The sequence below is a fragment of the Streptomyces sp. NPDC055189 genome (genome assembly GCF_053606765.1).
In genome coordinates, this window is record NZ_JBSGSG010000001.1 from 140,324 (window position 1) to 153,285 (window position 12,962).

At 68.5% G+C, this 12,962-nt stretch carries 10 protein-coding genes and 1 pseudogene; 10 read left to right on the forward strand and 1 reads right to left on the reverse strand.

Going from position 1 to position 12,962, the window contains the following annotated elements:
* Positions 1–54 precede the first annotated feature (54 nt).
* The 10 genes from ACWFR3_RS00680 to snpA all read left to right on the forward strand — a co-directional run bounded on the left by ACWFR3_RS00680 (position 55) and on the right by snpA (position 11,678).
* Entirely contained in the window at positions 55–366 is a 312-nt protein-coding gene (locus tag ACWFR3_RS00680; RefSeq protein ID WP_453732310.1) for a hypothetical protein, read from the forward strand.
* Between the two features lie 126 nt (positions 367–492).
* Entirely contained in the window at positions 493–1,761 is a 1,269-nt protein-coding gene (locus ACWFR3_RS00685; protein ID WP_453732311.1) for an ABC transporter substrate-binding protein, read from the forward strand.
* A gap of 10 nt (positions 1,762–1,771) precedes the next feature.
* Positions 1,772–2,731, forward strand: a complete 960-nt coding sequence (locus ACWFR3_RS00690; RefSeq protein ID WP_453732312.1) for a carbohydrate ABC transporter permease — start codon at positions 1,772–1,774, stop codon at positions 2,729–2,731.
* Positions 2,732–2,736: 5 nt separating this feature from the next.
* A complete protein-coding gene (locus ACWFR3_RS00695; RefSeq protein WP_453732313.1) occupies positions 2,737–3,594 on the forward strand; it encodes a carbohydrate ABC transporter permease in 858 nt (285 codons plus the stop codon).
* 8 nt (positions 3,595–3,602) lie between these two features.
* A complete protein-coding gene (locus tag ACWFR3_RS00700) occupies positions 3,603–4,982 on the forward strand; it encodes a GH1 family beta-glucosidase (protein WP_453732314.1) in 1,380 nt (459 codons plus the stop codon).
* A gap of 174 nt (positions 4,983–5,156) precedes the next feature.
* Positions 5,157–6,398: an ATP-grasp domain-containing protein gene (locus ACWFR3_RS00705; RefSeq protein ID WP_453732315.1), complete on the forward strand. Its 1,242-nt coding sequence runs from the start codon at positions 5,157–5,159 to the stop codon at positions 6,396–6,398.
* A gap of 40 nt (positions 6,399–6,438) precedes the next feature.
* The gene (locus ACWFR3_RS00710; RefSeq protein ID WP_453732316.1) at positions 6,439–8,469 is read left to right on the forward strand and encodes a hypothetical protein; all 2,031 of its coding nucleotides are present in this window, start codon (positions 6,439–6,441) and stop codon (positions 8,467–8,469) included.
* A gap of 318 nt (positions 8,470–8,787) precedes the next feature.
* Positions 8,788–9,837, forward strand: coding sequence for a hypothetical protein (locus ACWFR3_RS00715; protein ID WP_453732317.1), 1,050 nt, complete (start codon positions 8,788–8,790; stop codon positions 9,835–9,837).
* A gap of 260 nt (positions 9,838–10,097) precedes the next feature.
* The gene (locus tag ACWFR3_RS00720) at positions 10,098–10,754 is read left to right on the forward strand and encodes a hypothetical protein (RefSeq protein ID WP_453732318.1); all 657 of its coding nucleotides are present in this window, start codon (positions 10,098–10,100) and stop codon (positions 10,752–10,754) included.
* A 243-nt stretch (positions 10,755–10,997) separates the two neighbouring features.
* Positions 10,998–11,678, forward strand: a complete 681-nt coding sequence (gene snpA, locus ACWFR3_RS00725; RefSeq protein WP_453732319.1) for a snapalysin — start codon at positions 10,998–11,000, stop codon at positions 11,676–11,678.
* A gap of 156 nt (positions 11,679–11,834) precedes the next feature.
* Here snpA and ACWFR3_RS00730 read toward each other — a convergent pair.
* Positions 11,835–12,947, reverse strand: a pseudogene (locus tag ACWFR3_RS00730) (pectate lyase family protein); the annotation flags it as partial.
* Positions 12,948–12,962 lie beyond the last annotated feature (15 nt).

A 12,962-nucleotide genomic window follows, 5' to 3' on the forward strand; every position in this document is an offset into this window, starting at 1 on the left:
GGGCGTGAAGTTGGATCCGGGTCTAGCGTCGAAGCGCTTGTTGCCGTATTAGTCATGGCAGAAAACAAACCCGCAGCAAAGGGCCGCGCCATGTCCGACTGCTCCACCCCTGCCCACGACGGCACCCTCATGTCCGGCCCGTTTACCGCCGGTTGGCGGGACCACGACGCCTGCGGCGTGGCCACCCGTCACGCGCCGGGTCCCGCCGACTCCGTCAGCCGGAGTGTCGGACGCGAACTCGATTGCTACGGAAAGACGTTGCACGACTGGAAGGACCTGCGCGCGGGCGCCGGTGACGTACGCCAAGTGCTGCGCGACTCCCGCCCCGACCGACTCGCCCCGGAGCACCCGCTCGGCGCGCGCTGAACTTCCGCACCCCGCGATCGAGCCCGTACGGCCCCGGCCGGAGCCGTACCGGAATCTGCCAACACCCCCGGCGGGACACGGGCGTCCCACCGGGCCGGCCACCCCTCGAAGGCAAGGGCAACCACCGTGACAGCAGCACACATACCGCAGCGCGCGCCTGCCAGGCGCCGCCGCGCCGGCCGGCGGGCGACGGTCCCGCTCACCGTCGTCTCCGCGCTCGTGGCCACCGCGACGCTTGCCGGCTGCGGCCAGCAACGCGACGACGACGTCTACACCGTCCTCAACTCGTCGACCGACGACTCCTATCACGGCTGGGACGCCGCCACCCTGCAGCGCTGCAGCAAGCGCCTTGGCATCACCATCGAGCAGCAGAGCGTGCCGGCCGCGCAGGTCATGACGAAGTCACTGCGCATGGCCTCCTCGAAGTCACTGCCGGACGTCATCCAGTTCGACGCCTCCGAAATGCCGACGTTCGCCGAGGCCGGCGGCCTGATCGACCTGCGCACGCTGGGCCTGTCCACCCGCGACATCCCGCGCGGCATCGTCGACTTCGGCTCCTACCAGGGCACCTACTACGGGGCCGCGCGCACCGTGAACACCCTCGCCCTGTTCTACAACAAGGACACCCTGAAGAAGGCGGGCCTCAAGGTGCCGACCACCTGGGACGAGATGCGCAAGACCGCCCAGAAGCTCACCCGGGGCAAGCAGTACGGCATCGCCCTGAGCGCGGGCGGCGCGGAGGACGGCGTCTTCCAGTTCACGCCGTTCATGTGGTCCAACGGCGGTGACGAGGCGCACCTGGCCAGCCCGCAGGTCGCCCAGGCCCTCGACTACTGGAAGGGCCTCATCAAGGACGGCTCACTGTCCAAGTCGACCGTCAACTGGACCCAGGCCGACGTCAACGACCAGTTCATGGCCGGCAACGCCGCCATGATGATCAACGGTCCGTGGCAGGTCGAGACGCTCAACACCAAGAAGAACCTGGACTGGGGCATCGCCCGGATCCCCGTGCCCGAGGCGGGGGACGACTCCGTGGGCCCGCTCGGCGGCGCCGTGCTGACCGTGCCCAAGACCGGCGACAGTGCGCGCGAGAAGACCGCCGCGAAGATCATCGACTGTATGGCCGGCGAGAAGGAACAGATCACCTACGCGCGCAACAGCTGGATGGTCCCGGCCAACGAGAAGGCCGCCGCCCTCTGGCGCAAGGAAGTACCCGAACTCGACGCCCTGGCCGACCAGGTGGCCACCGCCCGCTCGCGCACGGCAGCCAAGGTCGGCGCGCGCTGGTCGTCCGTCTCGCTCGCCCTGCAGAGCGCCTTCCAGTCCGCCCTCACCGGACAGTCCAGCGAGGCCGCGCTCCAGCGCGCCCAGCAGCGCGCCACGAGCGGGAAGTGACGTGACGAACATGTCGACCACCACAGCTGCCGCGACCGCGCCCGCCGCCGATGAGACGGCCCCCGACGCCAAGAGGCCCGACCCGGCACGCGCCCGGCGCCGCCGCACGCTCTCCCAGTGGGGCTTCATCGCGCCCGCGGTCCTGTTCATGCTGCTCTTCTTCGGCTACCCGCTCGTGCGCAACGTCCTGATGAGCTTCCAGGACTACTCGCCCTCCACCTTCTTCGACGGCAAGGCCCCCTTCAACGGCACCGAGAACTGGAGCAAGGTCTTCCAGGACGACCTGTTCGGCAAGGCGCTGTGGCACACGGTCGTCTTCACGATCGGCTCCCTGATCGGCCAGTTCGGCATCGGCCTGGCGCTCGCCGTCTTCTTCACCAAGAAGTTCCCGCTCAACGGCGTGCTGCGCTCCCTGATCCTGCTGCCCTGGCTCGTCCCGATGGTCGTCTCCGGCGTCGTATGGCGGCGCATCCTGGACCAGGACACCGGCGTCCTCAACTCCTTCCTCGACACCCTCGGCGCGAGCGGCGCCACCCCCTGGCTGACCAGCCCCGGCATGGCCCTGTTCTCCGTCATCCTGGTCAACATCTGGATCGGCATCCCCTTCAACCTGGTCATCCTCTACGGAGGCCTGCAGGAGGTGCCCCGGGAGCTGTACGAGGCCGCGTCCCTGGACGGCGCCTCCGCCTGGCGCACCTTCCGCTCCATCACCCTGCCCCTGCTCAAGCCGGTCATCACCGTCGTGCTGGTCCTCGGCTTCATGTCGACGGTCAAGATCCTCGACCTGATCCTCGCCCTGACCGACGGCGGCCCCGCCGACGCCACCCAGACCCTGGGCACCCTCACATACCAGAACTCCTTCGTGCAGCTTGACTTCGGCGCGGGCGCCGTCGTCGGCAACGTCCTGATCCTGATCTCCGCCGTCTTCGCGGTGTTCTACCTGCGCGCCAACCGCTCCGAGGGGAAGTAACCGCCATGGCGACCACCACCGTCACCCCACCGCCCGCCGCCCGGAAACCGGCCACCGGGGCCACGCGCCGCTGGGGTGCCACCGCTGCGGGCGTCCTGATCCTGGGCGTGATGCTCTTTCCGCTCTACTGGATGCTCAACACGGCCCTGCAGCCCGCCTCCGGCCTCCTGGAGGTCGCACCCGTCCCGCACGACGTGGACCTGTCCGGGTTCACCTCCGCGATCCGCGAGCAGGGCGGCCACCTGCTGACCTCGCTCGCCGTGGCCTTCGGCGCCGTCGCCATCTGCCTCGCGATCGCCGCCCCCGCCGCCTACGGGCTCGCCCAGTTCCGGGTACGCGGCACCCGCACCATCGTCTTCGGCACGCTCATCACCCAGATGGTGCCGGGCATCGTCATCGCCAACGCCCTCTACAGCGCCTACGTCGATCTCGGCCTGGTCAACTCCTACTTCGGCCTCATGCTCGCCGACGCCTCGCTCGGCATCCCCTTCGCCATCGTCCTGATGCGCTCCTTCATGATCTCCATCCCCCGGGAGGTCATCGAGGCCGCCGAAGTCGACGGCGCGGGCCGCCTGCGCACCTTCGTGCAGGTCGTGCTCCCCATGAGCCGCAACTCCCTGATCACCGCGGGCCTGTTCTCCTTCCTCTATGCGTGGAGCGACTTCATGTTCGCCCTCACGCTCAACACCACCGACGACGTCAAGCCGGTCACCCTGGGCATCTACCAGTACATCGGCGCACACGTCGGCGACTGGGGCTCGGTCATGGCCGCATCCGTCCTGTCCGCGATCCCGGCAGCGGTGCTGCTCGTCCTCGCCCAGAAGTACATCGCCGCCGGCATCACCGGCGGATCCGTCAAGTAAGGCCATCCATGCACAACCTGCCCCACTTCCCTGCCGGCTTCGTCTTCGGCGCGGCCACCGCCTCCTACCAGATCGAGGGCGCCGCCCGCGAGGACGGCCGCGGCCCCTCCATCTGGGACACCTACTGCCACACCCCGGGCCGCATCGACGGCGGCGACACCGGCGACGTGGCCTGCGACCACTACCACCGCTACCCACAAGACGTGGCCCTGCTGCACGAGTTGGGCGTGGACTCCTACCGCTTCTCCATCGCCTGGCCGCGCATCCAGCCCACCGGCTCCGGGCCCGCCAACGCCAAGGGCCTGGACTTCTACTCGCGGCTGGTCGACGAACTCCTGGCAGCCGGCATCGAACCGGCCGCCACCCTCTACCTTTGGGACCTGCCACAGGCCCTGGAAGACCAGGGCGGCTGGCGTGCGCGGGCGACCGCCGAGCGCTTCGGCGAGTACACACAGCTCGTCGCCGAGCACCTCGCCGACCGCGTCCCGCGCTGGATCACCCTCAACGAGCCCTGGTGCAGCGCGTTTCTGGGCTACTCCGTGGGCCGCCACGCCCCCGGCGCGCAGGAGGGCACCGGCGCCCTGGCCGCCGAGCACCACCTGCTCGTCGGCCACGGCCTGGCGATGCAAGCGCTGCGCGCGGCCGGCGTCCGCGAGGCCGGCATCACCCTCAACCTCGACCGCAACGTGCCCGCCAGCGACGCGCCCGCCGACCGCGCGGCCGCCCTGCGCGCCGATACCCAGCACAACCTGGTGTGGACCGAGCCGATCCTCGCCGGCCGCTACCCGGCGACCGAGCAGGACACCTGGGGCGAACTGATCACCGGAGAGGACTTCCGCCGCGAGGAGGACCTCAAGCTGATCGCCCAGCCGCTGGACTTCCTGGGCATCAACTACTACCGGCCCATCGTGGTCGCCGACGCCCCCTACCGCGAGCCCGACCCCGCCCAGCGCGTCGCCACGGACAACCGCTACCAGGAGATGCCCTACCCCGACGCGCGGCGCACGGCCATGAACTGGCCCGTGGTACCCGAGTCCTTCACCGACCTGCTGACCGCGCTGAAGGACACCTACGGTCCGGCCCTGCCGCCGATTTACATCACCGAGAACGGCTCGGCCGAACACGACGTGGTGGACCAGGACGGCGCCGTCCATGATTCGGACCGGGTGGCCTACCTGCACAGCCACCTGACGGCCCTGCGCTCCGCCTTGGACGCGGGCGTCGACGTACGCGGCTACTACGTGTGGTCGCTGCTGGACAATTTCGAGTGGGCGCTTGGCTATGCCAAGCGGTTCGGGATCGTCCGCGTCGACTACGACACCCAGCAGCGCATCCCCAAGGACAGCTACCACTGGTACCGCCAGTTGATCGCGGCGCACCGGGACTGACGGGACCGGCACCGCGCGCATATGCCCTCTGCCGTTTGCGCGCGGAAATGGGCGGCGTATGCGCGGGCATGATGTGCCCGCCCTCGGGCAGGTGCGGTCTGCGCGGCAGATTGCCGTGCACGGCCGTGCCGGCCACGCCGGCCGTGAGCGCACACGCTGAAGGAGATACGGCCTATGACACAAGGCGAACCGGCCACCAAGAACCCGGACAAGGGCTATGTAGCGCTACTTGGATGGAGTCTCAATGCGGTGGAAGCCCTAGACCGGTTCGACCGGCGATACGTCGTCGTGGCCCCGGAGTGGGCCGAGGAGTACTGCGTCGAGCACGATATCCCCTTTGTGCCATGGGATTTCGAACGGCTCAACGACCGCTCCATGGAGATCGCCGAAACGCTGCAGAACGAGGGTGTGGACGTCGCGATCCCGCTGTACGAGGAGACGGTCGAATGGGCGGGGGCGATCAACTCCGTCCTGCTGGACAATCCCCGGCTGTACGGTCAGGCCATGCTGCTGCGGGACAAGGCACTGATGAAGCGCCGTGCGCAGCTCGGCGGCATCCGGGTGGGCATCTTCGAGGAGGCCCACGACCGGGACGATGTGACCCGCTTCCTCAAGCGCGTCAATCAGACGCTGCTCAAGCTGGACGGCGACCCGAACGACCCGATCCACCTCAAGGCGTTCGACAAGGCAGGATGCCTGGGGCACCGCGTCATCCGCACCCCCGACGAGGTCGACACGATTCCGGACGATGAGTTCCCGGTCCTGATGGAATCCCACCTCGACGGCTGGGAGTTCGCGGTCGAGGCGTGGATCCACAACGGGAAGATCAAGTTCCTCAACATCTCCGAATACGTCACGCTGGGCTATTCGGTGTTCGTGCCGGCCACCCCGGAACTGGAGCGGTACCGCCCGCAGATCACGGCGCAGATCGAGAAGCTCATCAAGACGTTCGACATCGAGTTCGGCTTCGTGCACCCGGAGTATTTCGTCACCAGTGACGGCGAGATGTACTTCGGCGAAGTCGCCTACCGGCCGCCGGGCTTCAAGGTCTTCGAGCTGCTGGAGCGGGCTTATGGGTTCAACGCCTACCAGGGGCTGGTGCTGGCGTTCGACCCGAAGACGACCGAGGAGGAGATCGACGCCTTCTTCCCGCGCGAGGTCGTCGACGCGTCCGGGACCGCCGGCTGCTTCGGTGTTTACCCGCGCCGCCGCGTGGTCAGCGAACTGGAGATCCCGCAGGAGACCGAGGACGACGACTACTACAAGTCGCACGACCTCTCCACGCCGCTCGAGGAGACCGTCACCAAGAGGACCGCGTTCGGCACCCACTGGGGCCTGGTCTACTTCTTCGGTGAAGACCCCTACCGTATGCGCGACCTGTTGAAGAAGCAGGAAGAGCTCGACTTCTACGTCTGACGATTCCGTGGACGCAGGAGGCCAACCCGAGGGAAACCCATTGAAACCGACCGTCGACGTCAACGGTGAGGACACGACGCTGAACAAGCGTCTGACCTCACTGGACGACGCCACCCAGGCCATGGCCGAAACCCGCGACTTCGGCAAGCACACGAAGCTGCGGCGGGTCCTGGAAGCCTTGCGGCGGGTGCTGATGCAGCCGGGCGGGGCCGCGGCGATCCAGGCCAGGGCGCAGGCCCTGGAGGAAGCCGGGATCTTCCAGGGCACGGACTGGGCGACTCCGGAGATCCTTGTCCCCGCGCTGGTCGGCCCGAGCCTGCACAGCGGAAACGCCGACACCGTCGTCATGGAGGCGACCAGCGAGCTGCGGATGCTCGCGGTCGCCCGCGGCGACTTCGCGCACCCCACGCTGCCCGCCGAGGACGCCCGCCAGTTCCTCTCCCAGGTCCTGGCGACCAACCTGCAGCTGCTGTTCTCCGCGCCCAGCGAGGCGGAGCGCACCCAGCAGGGCCGCACCGCACAGCTCATCCGGGACCTGTTCCGCCATCTCGCCGACGAGATCGGCTACGACAGCGTCCTGGACAACCTGGTCGACGAGATCTGGCGGATCCTGCGCCAGCGTCCCATCCAGGTCGAGACGGTGCAGGCCCTGATCACCCGGATCGCGGTCTACCGCAGCGATCCGGACGTCGCGCTGGGCGTGGCGTCCGGGCTTGGCATCGACCGGCTGATCACCAGCCTGTTCGGGACCACCGAGGCGTGCCGGGACGACCCGGGCCTCGAGGTGTTCCGCTCCCGGCTCGAGGCGATGGACACCGGCGGCCTGCAGTACGAGGCCACCGGGTTCGCCCGGGCGATGCACGACACCGGTTTGGTCTCGCCCTACCACGCGGAACTGCTCCGGTTCCTGATGCGCGATGGCGACTACCTCCTGGGGGAGGCGCTGGGTCTGTCCGACACCGGACGCAACTGTCTGCTGCGCTTCAGCGAACTGGTGCACCGGCTGATCGAGGTGGCCGTCCATTCGCAGACCGCGCAGAGCGTCTACGGGCTTGCGCTGCTGCTGGACCGGGGCATCCTCTACGAGCCGCCGGTGGTCCCCGCGCTGTGGCGCCAGCTGGCCCTCGAGCTCTCCCCGGCCGCGCGCGAGCGGTTGACGACCGTGTTCGGCGAGGAACCCGGGCCGCAGGCGAGGCTGGTGGCGGGCGTGCTGTCGATGCTGGGCCAGCCGCTGGGCGTCGGGCAGGGCGACAACCCCACCTGCCAGTCGGCCCGCGCCCTGTCGATGTGGTCCTACAACGACCCGGACTACCTGTTGCAGATGGTGGTCTGGGCGGCCCGCGACGACGAGATCCTCATGCACTTCGAGGGACAGCCCATCTCCTCCAAGGACAGCGCGAGCGGAGTGGCCAGCACGCTGCCGATGGACCTGGACCCCGTATCCCTGCTCCTGGTGCCCCACCTGGACCGCATCTACGGCGAGATGGGCCGGCGCTGCGCCGAGCGGCCCGGAGACCCGCACCGGTGGATCAACCCCGAGTTCCACGGCTGGTGGGCCTGCCGCGGCTTCCACATCAATGTCGACGTCGCCACCGGAAACCTGATCGACCTCGACGACTTCCTGCGGCAGTTCCACGCCAGCTACCACCCCACCTACAACGGCGGGCAGCCGCTGATCCATCCGCAGCCGGCCGGCGTTGCCGTCACCGACAGCGCAGCCCGTTACGTCGGCTGGCACGCGATCACGATCCTGCGGGCCGCACCGGACCCCCAGGACGTCATGCGGGTGTACTTCTTCAACCCGAACAACGACAGCGGCCAGGACTGGGGCGACGGCGTCGTCGTCTCCACCGCGGGCAACGGCGAGCGGTTCGGCGAGGCATCCCTGCCCTTCGACCAGTTCGCCTCACGGCTGTACATCTTCCACGCCGACCCGCTCGAACACGGCGAACCGGAGCGGGTGCCCGCCGAAGACATCGCGGGGATCATCGGCTACATCGAGCGCAGCTGGGGCAACGACCGGCTGCCCGGGGGAACGCTGCAAGCCCTCGAAGGACCCGCGAGCCTGTAAGCCTGACAAGTCCGTGAAGGGCGGGCGGTGGCACGTCGACACCATGACCGGCAATCATGGTGTCGACGTGGCTGGAAACCGGACACGTGCCCGAAGCAGGCCGATCGCGGTCCGGCACCGCCGTGTCTTTCACCGTCACCGGCTGACCGCTCCGTTCGCCGGGACAGCGGCGCATCGGGCGACTCGATGCCGGTCAGCCGTCCGTGTCCCCCAGGGCAAGGCGCACTCCACAACGGCAGCAACACTCCATCTCCCGAAACCGCCCTCACTGTCGCGAACATGACGATAATGACGGGACTGGGATGACGGGGGACCGGCATGGACGCACCAGACCTGGCGGCGACGGCTGCGCAGGCTCTGTCCGCCGCGGTGTCAGGCGCCGCCAATACGGCGGTGTCGGATCTCGTACGAGGCAGACTCAGCCACTCCGCACGCGGGCGGGCCGCCCTGGACGAGCTGAATACCGCCCCGGACGATCCCGAGGCCTGCAGCCGTGTGCAAGCGGCCCTTGCCGAAGAGATCAGGAGCGATGCCGAGTTCGCCGGACGGCTCGCGGTGCTCCTGCACCCGCCCTCACACCAACATACCGGCAGCGTGGTCATGACCGGCAGCAAAGTTACGCGCAGCCAGATCGCACTCGGCCCGCTGACCATCAACAACACTGGTGCCGGGCGCGCTTCCCTCGTTGCGGGCCTCGTCCTGGCAGTGCTGCTGCTCGTGCTCGCCGTCTACGGGGGTGTGCGGTTGTTCGGCACCACGGACGACTCACCGCGCAACGCGTCGCCAGAGCCCGGCAAGACCAGCTCCGGCAACCGGGCGGCTGCTCTGCCGCCCACGACCGAGACGGTCCGCCAGATCCTTCCGGATCGCGACAGCATGGACGTCCGCGAGTATCCCTGGGTCGGGACACCGAAGGTCGATACGTCAGCAACCCGCCTTACTCTCTGCCGGGCAGCACCGACCTGCCAGAAGGCCACTGCGGTCGGTGCGGTGCAGTTCGCCCGGGGGGAGAACGAAGGCGAGAACCGAGCCGAGTTCCTCGTCATGACGTTCCGCGACGCTGCCGCCGCCCACCAGGCGTACGTCGACATCGTGCAGGACATCGGCGAGGCCGACCCCCGGGTCAAGAAGATAGAGCTGGAGCAAAGGGGCGACGAGAGCCAGGGAATCGACCAGGACGGTACCGACACCAAGAGCAACCCGACGGAGCTGCACATCAACCGCTCCCTGATCTTCCGGCAAGGCGCCTTCATCGGCATCGCGCACCAGATGGACGATCCGACCGAGCAGCGCAGCACGCGCATCCTGCGCCTGTCCGCCATGTTTGCCGACCGCCTCGCAAAGGCCGACGCCGGCAAGATTCCGTAGCGGATGCCACGGCGCCGGGCCACGGAGGGGGCTTTTCACCCCGGCTCCGTAGGGTGGCCAATTTCGTTGTTGGCCTGTTCCTGTCGCCTCTGGGACGAGATACTTGATCTTGTCGCGGCCACTCGGTCCGGGGGCATGCACCGGTGGCGGCAAGAGCGAGGTTGTATGCGGCCTCCTCCTGCGGCGCCGCGGACCGCGTACGGGACTGGGTGCGTTCACGTTCACCACGCACCATCCAGGAATCAACAAGGGGGAGAGTTATGGGCACTTCTGGGGATTCTTCATCGGCCTCGACCGCCGGGGCGGGGGATCTTGAGCGATTGCTGACAGGGGCCGCGGATCTGGCCCGAGCGGGCCTGGACGATTTCACCGAGTTGGCCTCGCCCTCGTCCGACGAGGACCCGCCGCCGATGACCGGCCCGACCCCGGAAAGCACCGAGCTGCTGAACCGCACGTTCACCGACAAGCCCCCGAGGGAGATCAGGACCTCGTTCACGACCGCCGACTCCTCGATCGTGGTCGACGAGGGGATCTCGGAACGGGCCGCGGGGGCTGCCGCGGCCTGGATGGCCGACATGCGAGCGGTTTACGCCCAGTGCACGGCGTGGACGGTCAGCGTCGGCGATCAGGATTTCCCCGTGGAGGTGGTGGATCCGGCCGGCGATCCGAGCAAGCCGCTCGACGTGGAGCGGAGGTTCGGCGACGAGGCACTGATGCGCACGATGCTCGCCGGCCCGCCCGGGCAGCAGGCCCAGATCGCCACTCTCCTGGTGCGCGACGGGGAGCGGGTCCTGGAACTGACGTTCCGCAGCGTGGTGTCCGAGCCCGGTAGCCCGGAGACGGCCCGTCTGCGCGGCGCGATGTCGAAGTTCCTCGACCTGGCTCCGGCGAAGTTCCTGGATCTACCAGTCGACTAGAGATCCGCCTCTCATCGGGGCGGCGCCGGTTTTGGAATGCGGCAAGTCGCGCATGGCGCAAACCAGTTGATGCTCTGCTGTTATCGCCGAATGGCATCGGTACGAACGAGCCCCGACTTCCCGATACTCATCCCGACCGAAGGCCGCGCACCCGCTGGCTCCGGTCCCGGGATCCCGGGCACCCCCGTGCCCGGGAGTTCCCGGCCATCCAGGCCACAGGACATCGGGAAGGGACACACCCCCGTGAACAGATCCCGCACCAGCCTCCTCTCCATCCTCGGCGCTGCCGCTCTGGTCGGCTCGCTCGCCGCGGCTCCCTCGGCGTTCGCGGCGCCCGCGCCCGACGCGGTCAAGTCCGCCTCCACGAACGCCACGGCGGCGTACGCGGGCTCCGCCGAGAACGAGGCCGCCAACCGGGCGTTCTTCGACGCCGTCATGAAGTCGGCGCTGAAGAAGCAGGCGGCGCAGCCGGGCATCCAGGCCGTCACCGTCCGGTACCGCACGACCCGGGCGCCCAGCTTCCGCAGCCAGATAGCGCAGAGCACGCAGATATGGAACTCCTCCGTCAGCAACGTCAAGCTCCAGGAGACCAGCTCGACGGCTGACTTCGAGTACCGCGAGGGCAACGACTCGCGCGGCTCGTACGCCTCCACCGACGGGCGCGGCCACGGCTACATCTTCCTGGACTACCGGCAGAACCAGCAGTACAACTCCACCCGGGTGACGGCCCACGAGACGGGTCACGTGCTCGGACTGCCCGACCACTACTCGGGCCCGTGCAGCGAGCTGATGTCCGGCGGCGGCCCCGGCACGTCCTGCACCAACGCCTACCCGAACACGCAGGAGCGCCAGCGGGTCAACAGCCTCTGGGCCAGTGGCATCGCCACCCTTCAGGACAAGGGTGAGCTGACGAAGGTCCGCTGACCCCGCACGCCGCCGACGGGCGGACGGTCGCCTACCGCGACCAGCTTGCCTGCCACCCCGGTCGCGTGCGGCGCACTCTCCTCCTGCGTGGGTACCTGCGCAGGAGGAGAGTGCACGGGTGAGCAGCAATGGCTGCGGCTCCGGCTGCCGCGTCTAGCAGGTGCCGTCCGACACCTTGAGACCCGTGCCCGCCCCCGCCGTTCTGCCCACGATGGCAGGCACGCAGGCGGCCTTGTCGAGGGAGTGGGCGTAGGGGATGCTCACCGTGGTGTTGGACGTCGGGTTGGGGCCGGCCGGGTTGTACTCGTCGTCGGCGGCCGACCAGGTCACCTGGTCGAAGGTGTTGCCGCTGACCTGCCAGTAGCCGGCCGCGTCGGTGTAGAAGGTGCCCAGGACGTCCTTGGAGTTCTTGAAGTAGTTGTTGTCGACCCTGGCCTTGGCTCCGGCGCGGGAGTTGATGCCGGACTCGTTCAGGCCGGTGTAGTAGTTGTTGTAGATGTGGGCCGTGCCGCCGCGCAGCAGGGGCGTGCGGGAGTCGATGTTCTCGTACTTGTTGTGGTCGTAGGTGATGTAGCTGTTGGAGACGTCGCTCTCGCTGGACCCGACGAGGCCGCCGCGTCCGGAATTGCGCAGGATGCTGTAGGACAGCGTCACGTACTGCGTGTTGTTCTTCATGTCGAAGAGGCCGTCGTAGCCCTCCGACTCCCCGCCCGACGCCTCCAGGGTCGTGTGGTCGACCCAGACGTTGCGCACGTCGCTCTCCATGCCGATGGCGTCGCCGCCGTTGGAGGTGGGGGAGCCGGACTTCTTGACGTTCTTGACGGTCACGTTCCGGATGACGATGTTGCTGGAATCGCGTATGTGGATGCCCAGTTGGTCGAAGACGGCGCCGCTGCCCACGCCGATGAGCGTGACGTTGCTGATCTGCTTGAGCTCGATCACGCCGGCGGCGGTGTTGCAGCTGTCGCCCGACACCTTCGCGGTATTGGCGTGGTTGATCGTCCCCTCCACCTCGATGGTGATCGGGGTGTCGTCGGCGGCCCGGCTGCACAGGGCCGTGTGGATCGCGGTGCCCGTCGTGGCCCGTACCGTCTGGCCGCCCGCGCCGCCGGTGGTCCCGCCGTTCTGCGTCGCGTAGCCGGTGGCACCGGCGGCCGCGGCCGTGGGCTGCGCCGACGCCTGTGGCAGCGTCAGCACCGCGCCACTGGCGGCCGTGACGGCCAGCGCGGCCAGCGTGACCTGCAGTTTTCGTGTGCGTGCTCGGCTCATGGTCGGCTCCCTGTT